The sequence below is a fragment of the Saccharothrix espanaensis DSM 44229 genome, from assembly GCF_000328705.1.
Taxonomy (GTDB): domain Bacteria; phylum Actinomycetota; class Actinomycetes; order Mycobacteriales; family Pseudonocardiaceae; genus Actinosynnema; species Actinosynnema espanaense.
In genome coordinates this window covers 61,056-79,157 of the sequence record NC_019673.1, presented here as the reverse complement: position 1 = coordinate 79,157, position 18,102 = coordinate 61,056, and the positions used below count along the sequence as shown (strand labels likewise).

Sequence of the window (18,102 nt, the reverse complement as noted above, 5' to 3'; positions counted from 1 at the left end):
AGTGATAGCGACCCGATACCGAAGACCCGACAGTCGGCGTGGGCCGTTCGGAGCAGGGGACCACTCTGGGTATCCCAACGCCCACTGCTAGCACTCGGTGACGGACCGGTTACGGGTAGGCGTCAGCTGGTGGGCGGCCCCGCCGCGTTGGGCCGTTCGACCGGTAGGGTCCCGCCTCGTGGGCGATTGGCGCACAAGGGCTTCGGCCCTCCTCCCCGAACTGAGCGCGGTCGTCGAGCGCGAGTCGTGGTCCTGTCACGTGTTCCTGTCGGAGTTGTGGCAACTCGCGGCCGAGGCGCACCGGGCCGGTGACGACGACGTGCTGGGCCGCGTCTACGGCTTCGCGCACTGGTGCTTCCAGCAGCCGGAGCAGTTCCTGGCCAACGCGTCGGTGGTCAGCTTCTACGAGCACGTGTTCGACGAGTGGGAGCTGCGCGACGAGGTGGCGCCCTGGTTGCCGGCCGAGGTCGTGGACAAGGTGCGGCCGCTGTGGGAGTGGCGCTGGCCCGCGGAGCGGTTGTCCGAGGTAGACCAGTTGCTGGGGGCGACACCACCCCCCGGTCGCAATGCGGTGTGAGGCGTGGTCTATAGTTCTTCGTGTCAGGCGGATGTAGCGCAGTTGGTAGCGCATCACCTTGCCAAGGTGAGGGTCGCGAGTTCGAGTCTCGTCATCCGCTCTCGCCGAAAGGGCTCCGGAACATTTCCGGGGCCCTTTCGGCGTTTCCGGGTGTGATCCGGCGGGCCGGGTCGGGCGTCGCCGGGTGATCGCCGTTAGGTTGGCGGCGAAGGCTTTTCCGACGTTCTGGATACGGAGTCCACCACCATGGCCACCACCCGCAAGGCGACCACGCACTGGGAAGGCAACCTGCTCCAGGGCAGCGGCACCGTGACGCTGGAGTCGTCCGGCATCGGCTCGTACGCGGTGTCCTGGCCGTCGCGCGCCGAGGAGGCGAACGGCAAGACCAGCCCCGAGGAGCTCATCGCGGCGGCCCACTCGTCGTGCTACTCGATGGCGCTCTCGCACGGCCTGGCCCAGGCGGGCACCCCGCCGACGCAGGTCGACACCGCCGCCGAGGTGACCTTCCAGCCGGGCACCGGCATCACCGGCATCCACCTGACCGTCCGGGCGACCGTGCCGGGCCTGAGCGCCGACGGTTTCGCCGAGGCCGCCGAGACCGCGAAGAAGAACTGCCCGGTCAGCCAGGCGCTGACCGGCACCACGATCACGCTGACCGCGGAACTCGCGGGGTGAACCGCCGGTACCGGCTCGATATCACGAGTATCGAGCCGGTACCGATCACCCGGGAACGATTTGACCCGCCTGGGGGATGCCGGTACTCAAGGCCAATGCTCACCGCAGCGGGGGGTTCGACGCGGCTCGCGATCGGCGCGTTGGTCGGTGCCGTGCTCGCCGCCCTGTTCGCCCACGGGGCCATGACCGAGGCGCCCCAGGCGGTCCAACCGGTGGGTGACGCGCACATCGTCGTGGTGACCAACAGCTCGCAGCCCGGCCGGACCACCACGACCGCCGCCTCGGCCACCGGCGGCACGCGGTCGAGCACCACGACGACGACCACGGCGGCGTCGAGCACGACCACCACGACGACGGGCAGCGGCACGACGACGACCACCACCGCCGTGACCACCACCGCGAGCACGACCACCAGGCCGACGACCACCACCACGCGGCCCACGACTACGACATCCCGAACCACCACGACGACCACCAGGCCGTGTGGGTTGATCTTCTGCTGATTCACCTGCCACTGACTCACTCAGCGTGTTTTGGCAAGATCCCGGTGTGACGTTCAGCCAGGAGCCTGACCAGTCCCCGCAGAACAAGTCCCAGCCGAGCAACGAAGCGCCGACCCTCCGCATGCCGCACGTTGCCACCCGCAGCCGCCTTGTCGCGGCACCCAGGCCGCTGTCCACCTCGGCGGTGGCGACCGCCGAACGGACCTCCGTGGCGGGCGTGGCGGGCACCATCCCGGCTCCGGCCTCGCGGTCGGGCACCCTCGGTGCCGCGCCGGCCCAAGCCGTCCCGAAGGCCGTCCCGAACGGCGTCCCGAAGCCGGCCCCGGCGGCGCCCGGACCGGCTGACGGCGTGGTCGACGCCAGAGCCGTCGCCACGCCGGGCGTCGAGGCCGCACCGGTGGACGCGGTGACGCCCGCCCCGATGGCGGGAGTCCTGTCCCCGCCGGCCGAGCCGGTCGTGGAGCCGGTCGCGGCGGATTCGGCGCGCGGCTTGTTCACCCCGGCGGTCCCGGTGGAGGAGCCCGTGGCGGAGGTGGTGCCGGCGGCACCGCCGGTCACGCCCGTGCCGGTGAAGTCCGTGCCGGTGAAGGTCGTGCCGGTGAAGTCCGTGCCGGTGAAGTCCGTGCCGGTGAAGTCCGTGCCACCGGTGGCCGTTCCGCCGAAGCCGGTCGTGCCGCCGGCCGCCAATGGCCAGTCGGTCGTGGCCCAACCGGTGGCCGAGGTCAAGGAGGCGATTGCCTCCCAGCCGGTCGCCCGGCCCGTCGAGGAACCCCCGGCACCGGTGTCCCCGGTCCAGAACGCGGCCGCGCACGCCGCGACGGTCGTGTTCGCGCCCGTCACCAGGCCGCCCGCCACCCCACCGCCCGCCACCCCGCCGGCAGGAGCCGCGCCCGCACCCGCGACGCCCGCATCCTCCGAAGCCGGTACGGAGGTGCTCGCGCCCGCCACACCGGAACCGAAGGCGGAGCCGACGCCCGCCCCGGTGGAGGAGGAGGCGGAGGAGTCGGCCCAGGGCAGGTCCAAGAGCGCGCTGCGGCGGCTCGCCCGGCGGATCGTCGGGCCGACCATCCTGACCAAGCGCAACTGACCAGGCGGCCCCGCGCCGGCGGGGCCGCCTTCAGGTGCAGGCGATCAGGAGGGCAGCACCGCAGTCGTCTGACCACCGCGGCAGTGGACGCACGTGCCGACGTACAGCCCGCCGCCGTTGGGGGGCTCGTACTTCCACCGGCCGTTCAGCACCGCCCAGTACGGGCCGGCCGGGATGTTGCGGAAGTCCACGCGGCCCCGCGCGTCGGTCCGGGCCGTGTCCGCGACGACGCCGGAGATCGCGTCGGTCAACCGGACCTCCAGGTCGACGACGGCCTCGTCCGGGTCGCGGATCGTGTCGTTGTCGCGGTCCTCGTAGTAGACCAGCCAGGTGTCCGCGCGCGGCGCGTCGACCCGGGTGTAGGGCAAGACCCGGGGGTAGCCCTCCGGCGCGTGGTCGCCGTCGGGGCCGAAGTCGCAGCCGATGTTCGCCGTGCCGAAGCCGGTGGCCTTGGCCGGCACCGTCCCGCTGATCACGTACACCCGCGACTGGCCGGCCGGGACGGTCACGCCCGGCCGGTCCCAGGCCAGGTCGCCGACGTCGAGGTCGACCAGGTGCGGGCCCTCGCCGCCGCTGCGGTCGCAGCCCGCCTTGATGCCGGTGATGTCGGTGGGGCCGTTGTTGGTCAGCGTCACGAAGACCCGCGCGCGGTCGCCGACCAGGTGGTGCTCCTGGTCGAACCCGGCCACCGCGCCGAGCCGGTCGCTCAACGGCCGCACGGCCCGGTGCTCGGCGTACTCCTCGCCGTTGCCGTCGACGTCGACTTCAGCGCTGCGCGGCAGCACCCACCCGTCCGGTGCCTGGCCGACGGACAGCCGGTACCGCCGGACCGGCAGCCCGGTGAACCGGTAGCGGCCCTGGGCGTCGGTGCGGACGACGTAGTGGTGCGACAGGTCCCCGTCGTGGGCCTGCAAGCGCACGCCGGCGAGCCCTTCGCCCGGGTCGGCGACCTGGTCGCCGTCGCGGTCGCCGTAGACGAGCCCGGTGGCGGTCCCGGTGCCGGAGTCCGGCGAGGTGAACGGCAGCCGGACCTCGGCCTCGTTGTTGCCCCGGTCGACGTCGGACGGGGCGTAGAGGGAGAACCGGACGACCGGAACGCCCTGCCAGTGGTGGATGCGGCCGGTCACCTCGACGGTGGTCGACGCGCCCGGCGCGAGGGTCGTGCCGGGGTGGGCGAGCGGGCCCAGCCCGCTCAGGCTCAGGTACGAGCCGGAGGTGGGCGATGTGCCGACGTAGACCTTCTCGGCCACGTCGCCCCGGTTGGCGGCGGTGATCCGGATCGGGATCTCCTGCCCCACCAGGTAGGGCCCGGTGGGCACTTGCACGGCGAGGGCCGGGTCCGGCCCGGTGCCGGCGTGGGCGGCCGGGATCGATCCCAGGACCGCGGCGAAGGCTGCGACGAGCACGACCGGAACGCGCGCCGACAGGCGCGCTCTGAGCGCTGACAAATCGATTCCCCCTGGAAGACGGGCGCACCCGCGAGCCGCGGTCCCCCTGACCACTACTCGCCCGCCGGACGCCTACCGACTCGTCTTCCGGACGCTGAAGGACATCGTCGCCCGGTGGTCGGCACGAGCGCGAAGACCACTGGAGCGGACGAACCGCACAGCGTCGTGCCCGGTGATTCGCCCGACGAAGGTCCACCCGACCGGGAATTGCCCTGATCAGAGCAATTCACTGCGCCGTTCAGCCCAAGAAGGAGCCCAGGGGCGGCCCGGTCCGGCCGGTCGCCGCACGTGAGCCCGGCTCACCGACGGCAACGACAGCATCACAAGTGGCGGATGCCCGAAAGCGCCGCGGGGCGATAGGCCACAATGGCGACCGCGCGGCGACTTTGGAGGGGCGGATGGCCTGGCAAGAGGACCTGGCGGAGCTGGACAGGACGTTGGCGGAGGGTCGGATCAGCGCCGACGAATACCGCCGGCGTCGTGACGAGCTCCTGGCTTCCGCCTCGGGCGCGGCGCCGCAACAACCACCGCAGACCAACGGCCCGTTCGGCGCGCCGTTCCGCTGGGAGGCCTCGCAGCCGCCCCAGGGCGGCCCGAACCCGGACGCGACGCAGGTGGTGACGCCCGGCCAGCCGCCGGTGGCACAGCCTCCGGTGGCACAGCCGCCGCTGTCGCCGCCGCAGGGGCAGCCTCCGGTGCCACAGCCGGCGGCGAACCCGGAGGCCACCCAGGTGGTCAGCGCGCAGCAGCGGCCGGTCGACGCGGACCGCACGCAGTACGTGCGCCCGGTCGCGCCGCCGCCGAACCAGATGCCCCCGCAGCAGCCCCAGCCGGGCGGCTGGGGTGGCGCGGCCCCGGCGAACACCCCGCCGTGGGGCAACGACCAGGGTTTTGGCGTGGTCGGCGAGCAGACGCCGAGCTGGATCGCCCAGGGCCCCGAGGTGTTCGACGAGAGCGGCGGTGGCGGCGGCAAGAAGTGGCTGGCGATCGTCGGCATCGTGGTGGTGCTGGCGCTGATCGGCGGCGGCATCTGGTTCTTCACCACCCGGGACAGCACGACGACCGGCGGCGGGACCCAGCAGCAGACCACCGGTGCGCCGCCGACCACGACCACGACCAAGCCGAAGGACGGCCTGGAGGTCGCGGAGCTGCCCGGCGTGAGCCAGGACCAGTCCGGCGTGCAGAACTTCGCCGACGTGGTGGCGGGCAAGCTGCTCACCGCCGAGGAGAACGAGACGTTCCAGGCCTCCGGCGCGGGCCGGTCCCGGCTGGGCGGCTCGGTGGTGTCCGGCGGCGAGCTGTACACGCAGGTGCTGACCGTGCGGATGACCGGTGCTCCCGAGGCGAAGACCGCCGTGGACGCGCTGGGCGTGCTCCAGGCGAAGTACGCGATGGAGCCCTACACCGGCACGCTGCCCAAGGGCGTCACGGCGTTCCAGACCGCGCCGGCCGGCAACGGCCTCGGCGTGGTGCGCGCGCACTACATCTCCAAGGACGTCGTGGTCCGCGTCCAGGTGACGGGCAAGGACCTCGCGAAGGTCGCCAAGGCGTTCGACGACCTGCTGGCGGCGCAGATCGAGCAACTGGCCGTGGATGCCTGACCGGCGGGTCGCCGGCTGTGCGGTGGTGGTCGGCGGGCCGGGCGCGGCGAGCGCCCTGGCCCGCTCCTACCTGGAGCACCACCCGGACCACGGCTTCGTGGTGCTGGTCGCCGACGCGTGGGAGGACGCCGGAGAGCTGCCCGGCGTCACCGTGCTCGCGGCGCGCGACCTGGGTGTCCCGGCGCAGGAGTACCTGCGGGCGGCGACCTGCGCGACGGCCGACGAGCTGGCCCGGTTCGCCGCGCCGCTGCTGGTCCGCCGGCTGCTCGACGCGCACGACCTGGTCGTGCACTTCGGGTCGGACTCGCTGGTGCTGGGCCGGCTGCCGGACTTCCCGGCCGGGCTGACGCTGGTCCCGAGGCTGCTCGGGCCGCTGCCCGACGACGGCCGGCACCCGCGCGAGGTGGGCGGGTTCACCGAGAACCTCGTGGCGGTGGGCCGGGACGCGAAGGCGTTCGTGGACTTCTGGGCCGACCGGGCCCGCGCCGACCTGGTCGCGCAGACCCCGCGCGGGTGGGTCGGGGACGCCGCCGCCCTCTTCGCGCACCACGTGGCGCGCGACCCGGGTCTGGGCGTGGCCGCCGGGAACCTGCACGAGCGGGAGCCGTCCCGGGCGCTGGTGGTCGACTTCACCGGCCACGAGGACCCGTGGCTGACCGCGCCGGGCCACGACCGCGTGCTGCTCTCGGAGCACCCGGAGTGGCGCCGGATCTACGACCTGCACACCCCGGTCACGACCCGGTCGGCGTTCGACGCGTTCCCGGACGGCGAGCCGATCAACGACGTGATGCGCGCGGTGTACAAGGCGGCGCTGCGGGTCGAGCCGGACCCGTTGGACGACACCCCGGTCATCCCGCCGCCGCACGCGTTCGACGGCACCGCGTTCCGCGACTGGCTCACCTCCCCCGCGACGCCCGCGCAGCGCACGACGGGCATGAACCGGCTGCTGCACGGCTTGTGGCTGTCCCGGGTCGACCTCCAGGTCGCGTTCCCGCGCCCACTGGACCCCGCTGACTCCGGCTTCCGCGATTGGTGCGGGCGGCACGGCGTGCACGAGGGCGTGCCGGTGTGGGCGCTGCCGACCCCGCCGGTGGAACCGGCCGGCCCGACGCGGGCGTTCGGCGTGAACGTGGCCGGCTACCACACGGCGGAACTGGGCATCGGCGAGATGGGCCGGGTGATGCTGGACGTGGTGGCCGCCGCCGGCGTGCCGCACGTGTCCGTCGTGGACGAGCACTCGGTGAAGGGCAACGTGCGCACGGGCGTGGCCGCGCCGGACTCGGTGGGCCGGCCGACGTACCCGGTCAGCCTGATCACGGTGAACGGCGACTTCACCCGCTCGCTGCTGGAGGCCGACCCCGAGGTGGGGCACGGCCGGTACCGGATCGGGCTGTGGGCGTGGGAGCTGGCCGACTTCCCGCCGACCATGCACCACTTCGACCTGGTGGACGAGGTGTGGACGGTCAGCGACTTCGTGCGCCGGGCGATCGAGCCGCACTCGCCGGTCCCGGTGCGGACCGTGCCCGTCCCGGTGGTGGAGCGCGGCCTGGTGCGCACCGCGCCGCGTGAGCCCGGCGAGACCACGGGCTTCCTGTTCGCGTTCGACTACAACAGCACCGCGCAGCGCAAGAACCCGTGGGGCGTGGTGACGGCGTTCCAGCGGGCGTTCCCGGGCCGCACGGACGTGAAGCTGGTCGTCAAGTCGACGAATTCCCATCTCCACACGCGGGCGGCCGAGCGGTTGCGGCTGCTGGTCGCCGACGACCCGCGGATCACCCTGGTCGAGCGGTACCTGACCGCGGGCGAGTTGGCCGAGCTGTACGCGAGCAGCCACGCCTACGTGTCGCTGCACCGCAGCGAGGGCTTCGGCCTGACCGTCGCGGAGGCGATGATGCGCGGCCTCGCGGTCGTGTCCACCGACTACGGCGGCACAACCGAGTTCGTCAACGCCTCGGTCGGCTGGCCGATCCCGCACGGCATGTCGGTCGTCGGTCCGGGCTGGCTGCCGTACCAGGCCGACGCCCACTGGGCCGAGCCCGACCTGGACGCCGCCGCGCGCGCCCTGCGCGAGATCGCCGACGACCCGCTGGAGGCGCACCGGCGCGGCCTGGCCGCCCGTGAGCACCTGCTGCGCACCCGGTCGTTCGACGTCGCCGCCGCGTGGCTGCACACCCGCCTCGACGCCGCGCACCGGACGTGGCTGGCCCGCAACACACCGCCGCCACCACCGCCGCCCCGACCGCCGCTGGTGCGCGCCGCGCGCCGGCTGCTCCGCCCGGCGGCCGGCCCGATCCGGCACGCGCTGGGCCGGGTGGAGGCCATACTGGACGGGCGATGACCGCTCACCACGAGGCCGAACCGGACGCCGCGACCGTGCTGCCGCCGGTGCACGAGTCGCTGCTGCCCACCGAGCACGCCCTGCACCGCCCCCGGCACGGCGCCACCCAGCGGGTGTCGCTGATCTGCGCGGTGGTGTTCCTGACGCTGCCCGCGGTGGCGTTCGTGCTGGGCGCGCACCCGCGCGAGTTCGAGAACCGGGCGCTGACCGGGTTCCCCGGGATCACCGAGATCGAGAAGCTCCAGCCGTGGGCGAGCGACCACCTGCCGCTGCGCGAGCAGGCGATCGGCCTCTACGACGCGATCAGCCGGGGCGTGTTCGGCGAGCCGCCCGCGCGGCCCAAGTCCGACCAGGCCGGCGCGGTCATCCCGACCGAGACCAGCAAGGCCCCCAAGCCGAAGCGCCCGCCGGTCACCTTCCCGGACGTCGTGGAGGGCACCAACGGCTGGCTGTACCTGGGCAACGAACTGGCCAGCCACTGCTCGCAGTCGCTGGCCACCGACGAGACCGTGCGGCTGCTGCGGACGCTGCGCGACGGCGTGACGTCGACCGGCCGGCAGTTCGTCGTGGTGGTCGCGCCGGACAAGGCGACCCTCTACCCGCAGAACCTGCCCGCCGACCTGCCCGGCCGCGAGTGCCACCGCGAGGTGGTCGACGAGTTCTGGGCCGCGATGTCCCGGGAGGACTACGTCCTGGACGTGCGCCAGGACCTGGCGGACTGGGGCGAGCGGCTCGGCACGCCGGTCTACGGCCCGGTCGACGCGCACTGGGGCGAGGAGGGCGGGGTGGTGACCGCCCGGCGGGTCGCCGAGAAGCTGCGGCCCGGCCTGACCTCGACGTGGCGGGTGGACGAGGGCCCGGCGTGGCGGTCGGACGCCGACCTGCCGCCGCTGATCGGCCGCACCGGCACCACGACCGGCCTGTCCTACCGGATCCTGCCCGACGGCAAGACCTCGCGGACCCGCGACGACACCCCCCGCGACCTGGACAAGCCGTTGCGGCTCAACACCACCACCGGGATCGGCACGTACGGCCCGCGGGTCGGGATGATCGGCGACTCGTTCACCACCCGCACCACCAAGTACCTGGGCAGCGCGTTCTGCGACCTGACGATCATGCACCACGCGCAGCTCGCGCCCGACCGGGGCGAGGCCGCCGGGAGGATGCTCGCCGACACCACGGCGGTCGTCGTCGAGGTGGCCGAGCGCAGCCTGGTGGCCGGCACGCCGGTCCTGCTCAGCCCGGTCGTCATCGACACGATCGTCGCGCAGCTCAAGGCGAAGCCGGTCCGCTGACCCGTTGCGGCCATCCCGCGCGCGGTGCCGGCCTAGACTGCCCCTCAGCCGCTCTCGGCGACCTCACCCTCGATCTTTCGTTGGACGGCCCATGTCGCACGCACGCCTGGCGGACGCCATCATCCGCCTGGAGAAGCACCGGAACCTCAACCTGCCGCTGCGCTCACGGGACCTGTTCGGCCGGTTCCTGCTGCGCCTGCTCTGGAAGCGGCAGCTCAAGGGGCAGGTCGACTTCAACCTCGCGGTCCGCGACGCGGTCGACGCGCTGAGCCAGAGCGGTGCCGGTGCCGCCCGCGCCGCCACCGGCGAGGAGCTGGAGCAGCTGCGCGCGGCCGACCAGAACATCGTGGCGGGCCTCAACCAGCGGCTGTACGCGGCGATCGGCGGCGTCCGCACCGAGGTCACCGACCTGCGGCTGCGCCTGGTCGACCGGGAGACCGCGACCGACGAGGTGGCCGAGCGGCTGGACCGGATCGAGCGCAAGCTGGCCGACCTGGACTCGGCGGCGCTGGACACCCGGCTGCGGCACGCCCAGCTCGACCTGTTCCTGGACCGGGCGCGGGCCACCGCCCCCGAGGTCGAGGTGGGCGCGGTGCCGGACCGGGCGGCGAACCTGGAGATCCCGGTCGCGCACCTGCTGGACGGCCCCGAGGACCGGGTCCGCGCGGGCCGCGAGGCGTACGTGCCGGTGGTGCGGGCGACCGGCGGGCCGGTGCTGGACGTGTCGCCCAGCCGCGGCGAGTGGCTGGAGGTGCTGCGCGCGGCGCAGGTGCCCGCGTCCGGCGCGTCGGCCAACCCGTTCGTGGTCAAGCACTGCGCGGAGCTCGGGCTGCCGGTGACCGAGGCCGACCCGCTGGACGTGCTGGAGCGCGCCGGCAAGCGGTCGCTGGGCGCGGTCACCGCGTTCCGGTTCGCCGAGCGGCACGACCCGGCGGAGCTGTCCCGGTTCTTCGACCTGGCCGCGCGCTCGCTCAAGCCCGGCGGCGTGCTGGTGCTGGAGACGCCCGACCCGGACGGCGGCCCGGTCGACTTCCACGTCGACCCGTTCGCCCGGCGGCCGGTGCACCCGACGTTCCTGCGGTTCCTGGCCGAGGTCGCCGGGTTCTCCCGGGTCGAGGTGCGCTACCCGGACGGCGGCCCGCTCGACGGGTGGCCCACCACGACGCCGGACCGGCGGCCCGCCACGGCGGTCACCGCCGCCACCACCGACGCGGCGCGGGCCGGCCGGTACTGCCTGCTGGCGTGGGTGTGACCATGCGGGTGGGCATGTGGAGCCCGCTGCCGCCCGAGCGCAGCGGGATCTCGGACTACACCTACGAGCTGCTCGGCCCGCTGGCCGACGAGGTGTCGCTGACCGCCGTGTCGCGGTCGGCCGACGTGGTGGCGCCGGTGCCGGTGGTCCCGCCCGCCGAGGCGACCGGGCTGCCGGTCTACCAGATGGGCAACCACTCGGGCGTGCACTCGTGGATCTACCGGCGGGCGCTGGCCGAGCCGGGCGTGGTGGTGCTGCACGACACCTCCCTGCTGGACTTCCAGCAGGGCTTCCACGGCGGGATCGGCACCCCCGGGTTCCGCGACGAACTGGTCTACGCGCACGGCCCCATCTGGGGCGACGTCCACGACCCGGCCCTGCTGCACGGGTGGCCGGCGGTCGAGGCGGACGGCACCCGGTACCTCGACGCCATGACGATGACCATGGAGCGGCGGCTGCTCGCCGCGAGCAAGGGCGTCATCGTGCACGACCCGTTCACGGCGGCGCGGCTGCGCGAGCGGTACCCGGCGCTGCCGGTGTCCGTCGTCAACTCCGGCGCGCCGGTGCGCGACGACACCGAGCGCGCCGCCGTGCGGTCCCGGTTCGGCTGGACCGACGAGCACGTGGTGTTCGGCGTGTTCGGCGGGTTCAACCGGATCAAGCGGATCCTGGTGGTGGTGCTGGCGTTCGCGCAGGCGCGCCGGCGGTGGCCGCACGCCCGGCTGCTGATCGCCGGGCACGTGGACTACCCGGACGTGCACGCCGACGTGGTGCGGGCCATGGAGCAGTACGGGCTGGAGCAGTCCGTGGAGGTGGTGCTCAGCCCGGCCAAGGACGACTTCGAGCGGCTGATCGGCGCGTCCGACGCGGTGGTGAACCTGCGCTGGCCGACGGCCGGGGAGACCAGCGCGGTGATGATGCGGGCGTTCGGCGCGGGCCGGGCGGTGATCACCAGCGACCTGCCGCAGAACCGGCACCACGACGAGCGGTTCTGCTTCCGGGTGCCGCTGGAGCCGCAGGCCGAGGCCGAGGCGCTGGCCGCGCTGATGGAGCGGATGATCGTCGAGCCCGGCGAGGTGCGCGCGGCGGGCCGGCTGGCCCGGGGCTGGGTCGCGGCCAACGCGTCCTGGCCGGTGGTCGCCCGGCAGTACCGGGCGGCGCTGGAGGCGTCGGCCGACCACGTGCCGCAGGTCGCACGGGCGGCGGTGCCGGCGGACGTGACCGCGCCGCTGGACATCGCGGTCCCGGGCGCGAACCTGTTCGGCGACATGCGGGCCACCACCGGGCTGTCCGAGTCGTTCCGGCGGGCCGCGCTGGCGCTGGCGGGCACCGACGCGGGCCTGACCTTCACCGAGTTCAACTCGCGCGCACCGGTCCGGACGGTCACCGTGCCGCCCCGGATCGCCGAGCTGCGCGGCGGCAAGGACTACCCGGTCGACCTGTGGATGGTCAACCTCAACGAGTTCCAGCTCATCCCGGACTCGGCGCTGGACCGCTACACGATCGCGCTGTGGGCGTGGGAGCTGCCGGAGATCCTGGACTACACGCTGGCCCAGCTGCCCAGGCTGGACGAGCTGTGGGTGCTCTCGTCGTTCATCGCCGACACGTTCCGCACGGTCACCGACATCCCGATCATGGTGGTGCCCACGGTGATCCCGGAGGTGTCGACGGCACCGGACCGGGCGCGGTTCGGGCTGGCCGAGGACGCGTTCGTGGTGCTGTTCACCTTCAGCGCGTCCTCCAGCGACGCCCGGAAGAACCCGTGGGGCGTGATCGACGCGTTCCGCCGGGCGTTCTCGGCCGACGAGCGCGGCACCACCGCGCAGCTGGTGATTAAGGCCGTCGACCTGGACATCTTCCCGCTGATGGCCGCCGCGCTGAGCGACGCCGTCGCGAGCGTCGGGGGGACGTTGATCGCCGAGAACCTCAGCCGCGCCGAGATGGACTCGCTGCTGGCGTCGTGCGACGTGTACGCGTCGCTGCACCGCTCCGAGGGCTTCGGGATGGGCATGGCGGAGGCGATGCTGCTCGGCAAACCGGTGGTGGCCACCGGCTACGGCGGCAACACCGACTTCATGCCGCCCGGCGCGGCGGCGACCGTCGGGTACGACATCCGCCGGATCACCGCGAAGGACCACCGCTACGACGACCGGTTCGCCGACTGGTACCGGCCGGGCCAGCTGTGGGCGGAGCCGGACGTGGCGCAGGCCGGCCAGTGGTTGCGGCGGCTCGCCGACAGCCCGGCGCTGCGGGCGCGGATGGGTGCGCGGGCGCAGCAGGCGATCCGGGCGCACAGCGGCGCGGAGGCCGTCGGCGCGCTGATGCGCGACCGGATCAGGACCATCTACGCCGAGGGCAGGCACCTCGGCGGCGTGCACCGGAGGCTGACCGCCGGGCGGTGAGTCCCGGGCGGTGGTTCGGGGGCGGTGATTCGGGGGCCCGGCCCGCTCGCGCGGGTCGGGTCAGCGGTTCTCCAGCTCGACCAGGCGGGCTTCCAGCGCGGCCAGCCGCCGGTCCGAGCGCGCCACCTGCTGCTCGGCCTCGCGCAGCGCGGCGCGCAGCTCCTCGATCCGGGCGGCGTCCTCGACCCGCGCCTCCTGCGCCTCGCGCAGGGCGTCCTCCATCCGCCGGATGTAGCCGACCTCGGCCACCCGGGCGGCGCGCTGGTCGACCGGCTCGACCAGGTCGGCCGGCACGAACTCGTCGAACACGTTCGCGGGCGCGGCGAGCACCCGGCGCGCCTCGGCGTCGGACTCCCGCGCGTAGAACCGGTTGAGCCCGTCGAACAGCACGAACACGTAGCCGGCCGCGAGCATCAGCGGCTCCCAGCCCTCGTGGTTGGGCGTCGGCGAGCCGGGCTCGGTCGCCTCGACCACGACCACCCGCGGCGCGTGCCGGGCCCAGTCCGCGCCCTCGATGACGGCCCGCTCCGCGCCCTCGACGTCGATCTTGAGGAAGTCGACCGGGCCCGGGTGCTCGTCGAGCACGTCGGCGAGCGTGCGCACCTCGACCTCGATCTCGACCACCTTGAACTCGGCGCGGTAGCCGGTGGCCAGGTCGGTGTCCAGGGTGGACCAGCCGGAGCGGTCCTCCACGACGTGCAGGGTGGCGGTGCCGCCGGCCGCGCCCAGCGCGACGGCCAGCGTCACGTCCTCCGGGCGGGCCTCGCGCAGCTTCTCGGCGTGCTCCGGGATCGGCTCGACGTTGATGCCGCGCCAGCCCAGGTCGTAGAAGTGCTTGGTGACCGAGTCCTTGACCGCGTCGGCCGCGCCGACGTCGACGTACCGGCCGGTGGACCGCTCGCCGAACAGCCGCGCGAGGACGACGTCCTCGCCGTTCTGCGCGTACGAGATCACTGCCGGCCGGCCTTGCGTGCTTCCACTTCGAGGTCGTGGTCGACCATCATCGCGACCAGTTCGGCGAACTCCACCTCGGGCTTCCAGCCCAGCTTCTCGTGCGCCTTGGACGCGTCGCCGACCAGCAGGTCGACCTCGGCCGGGCGGAAGAAGCGCGGGTCCTGGGTGACGTGCTTCTCCCAGTCCTCGATGCCCGCGTGGGCGAACGCGGCGTGCACGAAGTCGCGCACCCGGTGCGTGCGGCCGGTCGCGATCACGTAGTCGTCGGGCTCGTCCTGCTGGAGCATCTGCCACATGGCCTGCACGTAGTCGCCGGCGAAGCCCCAGTCGCGGCGCGGTTCGAGGTCGCCCAGCGCCAGCGTGTCCTGCAGGCCGAGCTTGATCCGGGCCACCGCGTTGGTGATCTTGCGGGTGACGAACTCCAGCCCGCGGCGCGGCGACTCGTGGTTGAACAGGATCCCGGAGCAGGCGTAGAGGTGGTAGCTGTCGCGGTAGTTGACCGTGATGTCGTGGCCGAAGACCTTGGCCACGCCGTACGGCGACCGCGGGTAGAACGGGGTCGTCTCGCGCTGCGGCGTCTCCCGCACCTTGCCGAACATCTCGGAGCTGGACGCCTGGTAGAAGCGGATCGGGTTGTTGGTGCTGCCGCCCGCCATCCGGATGGCCTCCAGCATCCGCAGGACGCCCAGGCCGGTGACGTTCGAGGTCAGCTCGGCCTGCTTGAAGCTCAGCGCCACGAACGAGATGGCCGCGAGGTTGTACACCTCGTCCGGCTGGGTCTGCTCGACGGCGGAGATGAGGCTGGTCAGGTCCTGGAGGTCGGCCGAGACCACCTCGACGAACGGCAGTTCCTGCTGCACCAGCTCGGCGCGCGGGTTGCTCTGCCCCTTGACCAGGCCGAAGACCTCGTACCCCTTGCTGTGCAGGAGCTCGGCGAGATAACGGCCGTCCTGACCGGTGATACCGGTGATCAATGCACGCGCCACCGCGCCAGGATAGCCGTGGGCGCGTCGCCGCCTTCACCCGATCCGGGCGGGCCGGTCGGGACAGGGGTTGGTCGCGCGGGCGGCAGGCAACCCCCTTGCCATGCGCGGCGTCTCTTGTGGTGATGACATCCCCGAAGACCGGAGAAGCAGATGTGGCTTGCTGTGAGCCTGGTCACTTTGGGAGCGGTCACATTTTCGGCGCGCACGCTTTGGACGCTGCGGTCCGTATCGAAAAGACAGCGATCGTCCTCGCATTGAGACCACATCGTCCACCTAGGCCCTATGGCGGATTGTGCGCTTGCCGTACGATCTTTTTCAGGTCATCAGACCTGTGCCTGCTAGGGGACCTCAGATACAGAGGTAGGTGCGCCATGGATCTCGCACTGAGCAAGGTCATCGAGCTGCGCGAGAGCGGTTTCCAGTTCCTCCACCTCCGGGACGAGGACGGACAGCTCGATCGCATCATGGCGTTCAAGCAACGCAGAGGGTTCATCGACTCGATCCTGTTCTGGTCCGAGACCGAGGCGCGCGCAGGCCGCCTACCTGCGGTTCGGGACAGCACGCGGGCCGCGCAGGCGGTCTGGATCTACGAGGGCCCGCTGGTCGAGGCCGTCGACCGGCTGCTCGACCTGCCCGAGCCCGGGTCCCGCAACGCGCCCACGCTGATGAAGCGGACCGCGTCGGATCTGGCCGTGGTGACGACCCTGCCGTTCAAGCTGAAGCTGCCGCCGGGCGCGATCGCCTGACTTCCGCTCCCATCCGCCCGCCCCGCGCGAACAACGCGGGGCTTCTCGGGTTGGTCACCCTCCGTACATTTTTATCGGTGTCCGCTCGCTTTCCGTAACGAGCATATGCACCCTTGTACCGGAGTCGCCGGAATGGGTGACCAATACGACCAATACCCTGGGTTACCAGAGGTATAACAATTCCTCATACTGTCGGGTTATGGCCTTCGGACGCGCACCAAACCCGATTCGTAGGCGAGCACGACGAGTTGTGCCCGATCCCGCGCGGCCAGTTTCGTCATCACCCGGCTCACGTGAGTCCGCGAAGTCGCCGGGCTGATGACCAGGTGTTCGGCGATCTCGTCGTTGGAGAGGCCACCCGCCACCAGGGCCAGGATCTCCCGTTCCCGGGCGGTGAGTTCACGCAGCGCTTTCGGATCCGGTCGGCGGTGCTCCGGACGAGCGGCGAACTCCTCGATCAGGCGACGGGTGACGCTCGGCGCGAGCAGCGCGTCCCCCCGCGCCACCACGGTCAGGGCGCGCAGCAGCTCGACCGGGTCGGCGTCCTTGAGCAGGAACCCCGACGCGCCGCCGCGCAGCGCCTCGAACACGTACTGGTCGACGTCGAACGTGGTCAGCACGAGGACCTTCACGTCCGGCAGCTCGGCGCAGATGTCCCGGGTCGCGGTCAGCCCGTCCACACCGGGCATCCGGATGTCCATCACCACGACGTCCGGCCGGTGCTCACGCGCCAGCAGCAGCGCCTCCGCCCCGTCGCCGGCCTCGCCGACCACCTCGAACCCGTCCTCCGTGTCCAGCAGCAGGCGGAACCCCGCCCGCACCAGCACCTGGTCGTCGGCCAGCACCACCCTGATCACGCGCCACCTCCCACGGCAGAACCGCACGCACCTCGAACCCGCCCCCCGGCCGGGGACCGGCCTCCAGCCCACCGCCCAGGGCCGCCACCCGCTCCCGCATACCGCGCAGCCCCGACCCCGCGCCCTGCGCCGCCTGCGCGGTGTCCGTGCCGTCGTCGCGCACCGAGATCTCCAGCCGCCCCGCCGCACCCCGCACCGGCTCGACCCGGGTGAACGTGATCGTGATCGCGGTCGCGTCCGGGGCGTAGCGCAGGGCGTTGGTGAGCGACTCCTGCACCACCCGGTACGCCGCCGCGTCCACCGGGGCCGGCAGCTCGCCCGGCTCGCCCACCACGCGCGCCTTCGGGACCGGGCCGACCAGCTCGGCCAGCCGGGACAGCGAGGGCACCGGCGTGACGCCCTCGCCGGTGCGCAGGACGCCGAGCGTCGCGCGCAGGTCGTCCAAGGCGTGGCCGGAGGCTTCCTTGATGGCCTTGAGCGCCTTCACGGCCTCCTCCGGGCGGCGGTCGGCGACGTGCGCCGCGACACCGGCCTGGACGTTGATCATGGCGAGGCTGTGCGCGACCACGTCGTGCACCTCGCGGGCGATCCGGAGGCGTTCCTCCTCCATGCGGCGGTCCCGGCGTTCGGCGATGCGCACCCGGCGCAGCGAGAGGAGCGCGAACGCCGGGACGACGATCAGCGGGCCCCAGTGGCCGGTGACGTAGTAGAGCCACGTGGACACCCCGGTGACCGCGATGACGGCGACCGGGTAGCGGCGACGCCAGAACAGCGGCACGAACGTCGCCGCGAACCACACCCACGCCAGCCAAGCCACGGCACGACCGTACGGGAGCGCCACCAGCGACGACATCGTCCTGCGGGCGTGCTCCCCGAGTACGACACCGGTCGTACCCCGGCAGCCCTCCGCCCCCACCGCCGCACCGCCGCCCACGGCCACCGCCGCCGACCCCCACGGCCACCGCTCCGGGTGAAGAAGTCCACTCGGAGGAGGTAGCGAGCTTGATCCGAGGGGTCGGACTGCGAAATTTTCCGCCCCGTGAACTTCACGAAGACCACGGGAGCGGCCCTCGCCCCAGGGTCGCCCCGCACGGGCGTCGGCTGACCGACACCCACCCCAGAGCCGGAACGGTCCCGGCCCCCTCCCCCTCGGGCCGGGGCCGTTCCAACCCCATCACCACCGGGCCGCCCAGGGCCCCGCACCGCCACTGGTCACCGTTCGAGCGCCACCCGCCGGATCCCGCGACGCCACGCGACCCGGCCCAGGCGACGACCGCCCGCCCGACGAACGCCGAGCCCGCCGGCCGCCGTCCGGGGAGCCCGCCCCCGACACCGTCGGCGCGGTCCGGTGACCAGTGGCGGCGGCCGACGGCCCGAGGCC

14 protein-coding genes, 1 tRNA gene and 1 pseudogene are annotated in these 18,102 nt (G+C 73.0%); 10 read left to right on the top strand and 6 right to left on the bottom strand.

Going from position 1 to position 18,102, the window contains the following annotated elements:
• Nucleotides 1-178 precede the first annotated feature (178 nt).
• From BN6_RS00365 to BN6_RS46410, 4 genes are all read left to right on the top strand, one after another.
• Nucleotides 179-577, top strand: a complete 399-nt coding sequence (locus BN6_RS00365; RefSeq protein WP_015097522.1) for a DUF7674 family protein — start codon at nucleotides 179-181, stop codon at nucleotides 575-577.
• Between the two features lie 27 nt (nucleotides 578-604).
• Nucleotides 605-677, top strand: a tRNA-Gly gene (locus BN6_RS00360).
• A gap of 146 nt (nucleotides 678-823) precedes the next feature.
• A complete protein-coding gene (locus tag BN6_RS00355) occupies nucleotides 824-1,252 on the top strand; it encodes an OsmC family protein (RefSeq protein WP_015097521.1) in 429 nt (142 codons plus the stop codon).
• Nucleotides 1,253-1,347: 95 nt separating this feature from the next.
• On the top strand, nucleotides 1,348-1,755 hold the full coding sequence (locus tag BN6_RS46410; protein ID WP_158509332.1) for a hypothetical protein: 408 nt from the start codon (nucleotides 1,348-1,350) through the stop codon (nucleotides 1,753-1,755).
• Nucleotides 1,756-2,355: 600 nt separating this feature from the next.
• On the opposite strand, the pseudogene BN6_RS50095 reads toward BN6_RS46410, so the two are convergent.
• Both BN6_RS50095 and BN6_RS41435 read right to left on the bottom strand, forming a co-directional pair.
• Nucleotides 2,356-2,823, bottom strand: a pseudogene (locus BN6_RS50095) (hypothetical protein); the annotation flags it as partial.
• A gap of 63 nt (nucleotides 2,824-2,886) precedes the next feature.
• Nucleotides 2,887-4,248, bottom strand: coding sequence for a hypothetical protein (locus tag BN6_RS41435; RefSeq protein ID WP_051075402.1), 1,362 nt, complete (start codon nucleotides 4,246-4,248; stop codon nucleotides 2,887-2,889).
• Nucleotides 4,249-4,688: 440 nt separating this feature from the next.
• Here BN6_RS41435 and BN6_RS00335 point away from each other — a divergent pair, with 440 nt between their 5' ends.
• The 5 genes from BN6_RS00335 (at nucleotide 4,689) to BN6_RS00315 (ending at nucleotide 13,178) form a co-directional block, all read left to right on the top strand.
• Nucleotides 4,689-5,891 carry a hypothetical protein gene (locus BN6_RS00335; protein WP_015097517.1) on the top strand — a complete coding sequence of 401 codons (1,203 nt, stop codon included), beginning with the start codon at nucleotides 4,689-4,691 and terminating at the stop codon, nucleotides 5,889-5,891.
• A complete protein-coding gene (locus BN6_RS00330; protein WP_015097516.1) occupies nucleotides 5,884-8,229 on the top strand; it encodes a glycosyltransferase in 2,346 nt (781 codons plus the stop codon). The genes BN6_RS00335 and BN6_RS00330 overlap by 8 nt, the downstream gene beginning before the upstream one ends.
• Nucleotides 8,226-9,524 carry an alginate O-acetyltransferase AlgX-related protein gene (locus BN6_RS00325; RefSeq protein ID WP_015097515.1) on the top strand — a complete coding sequence of 433 codons (1,299 nt, stop codon included), beginning with the start codon at nucleotides 8,226-8,228 and terminating at the stop codon, nucleotides 9,522-9,524. The genes BN6_RS00330 and BN6_RS00325 overlap by 4 nt, the downstream gene beginning before the upstream one ends.
• Before the next feature lie 91 nt (nucleotides 9,525-9,615).
• Nucleotides 9,616-10,776 carry a methyltransferase domain-containing protein gene (locus BN6_RS00320; protein ID WP_015097514.1) on the top strand — a complete coding sequence of 387 codons (1,161 nt, stop codon included), beginning with the start codon at nucleotides 9,616-9,618 and terminating at the stop codon, nucleotides 10,774-10,776.
• The gene (locus BN6_RS00315; RefSeq protein ID WP_231904917.1) at nucleotides 10,767-13,178 is read left to right on the top strand and encodes a glycosyltransferase family 4 protein; all 2,412 of its coding nucleotides are present in this window, start codon (nucleotides 10,767-10,769) and stop codon (nucleotides 13,176-13,178) included. The genes BN6_RS00320 and BN6_RS00315 overlap by 10 nt, the downstream gene beginning before the upstream one ends.
• Before the next feature lie 60 nt (nucleotides 13,179-13,238).
• Here BN6_RS00315 and BN6_RS00310 read toward each other — a convergent pair whose 3' ends face one another.
• Nucleotides 13,239-14,132 carry an FkbM family methyltransferase gene (locus BN6_RS00310; protein ID WP_015097512.1) on the bottom strand — a complete coding sequence of 298 codons (894 nt, stop codon included), beginning with the start codon at nucleotides 14,130-14,132 and terminating at the stop codon, nucleotides 13,239-13,241.
• Nucleotides 14,129-15,118 carry a GDP-mannose 4,6-dehydratase gene (gene gmd / locus BN6_RS00305; protein ID WP_015097511.1) on the bottom strand — a complete coding sequence of 330 codons (990 nt, stop codon included), beginning with the start codon at nucleotides 15,116-15,118 and terminating at the stop codon, nucleotides 14,129-14,131. Before gmd ends, BN6_RS00310 begins: the two co-directional genes overlap by 4 nt.
• A 371-nt stretch (nucleotides 15,119-15,489) precedes the next feature.
• On the opposite strand from gmd, the gene BN6_RS00300 reads away from it, so the two are divergent.
• Nucleotides 15,490-15,864, top strand: a complete 375-nt coding sequence (locus tag BN6_RS00300; protein ID WP_015097510.1) for a hypothetical protein — start codon at nucleotides 15,490-15,492, stop codon at nucleotides 15,862-15,864.
• A 197-nt stretch (nucleotides 15,865-16,061) separates the two neighbouring features.
• Here the strand turns inward: BN6_RS00300 and BN6_RS00295 are convergent, their stop codons facing one another.
• Both BN6_RS00295 and BN6_RS43125 read right to left on the bottom strand, forming a co-directional pair.
• Complete coding sequence (locus BN6_RS00295; RefSeq protein ID WP_231905491.1) at nucleotides 16,062-16,706, bottom strand: response regulator transcription factor; 645 nt, start codon at nucleotides 16,704-16,706, stop codon at nucleotides 16,062-16,064.
• Complete coding sequence (locus BN6_RS43125) at nucleotides 16,588-17,538, bottom strand: sensor histidine kinase (protein WP_231904915.1); 951 nt, start codon at nucleotides 17,536-17,538, stop codon at nucleotides 16,588-16,590. Before BN6_RS43125 ends, BN6_RS00295 begins: the two co-directional genes overlap by 119 nt.
• Nucleotides 17,539-18,102: the final 564 nt, after the last annotated feature.

Excerpts from the sequence above, each read along its gene's own strand:
- BN6_RS46410 (WP_158509332.1), top strand. The coding sequence starts at position 1,348 with ATGCTCACCGCAGCGGGGGGTTCGACGCGGCTCGCGATCGGCGCGTTG.
- BN6_RS00300 (WP_015097510.1), top strand. The coding sequence starts at position 15,490 with ATGGATCTCGCACTGAGCAAGGTCATCGAGCTGCGCGAGAGCGGTTTC.
- BN6_RS00325 (WP_015097515.1), top strand. The coding sequence starts at position 8,226 with ATGACCGCTCACCACGAGGCCGAACCGGACGCCGCGACCGTGCTGCCG.
- BN6_RS00320 (WP_015097514.1), top strand. The coding sequence starts at position 9,616 with ATGTCGCACGCACGCCTGGCGGACGCCATCATCCGCCTGGAGAAGCAC.
- BN6_RS00330 (WP_015097516.1), top strand. The coding sequence starts at position 5,884 with ATGCCTGACCGGCGGGTCGCCGGCTGTGCGGTGGTGGTCGGCGGGCCG.
- BN6_RS00335 (WP_015097517.1), top strand. The coding sequence starts at position 4,689 with ATGGCCTGGCAAGAGGACCTGGCGGAGCTGGACAGGACGTTGGCGGAG.
- BN6_RS00355 (WP_015097521.1), top strand. The coding sequence starts at position 824 with ATGGCCACCACCCGCAAGGCGACCACGCACTGGGAAGGCAACCTGCTC.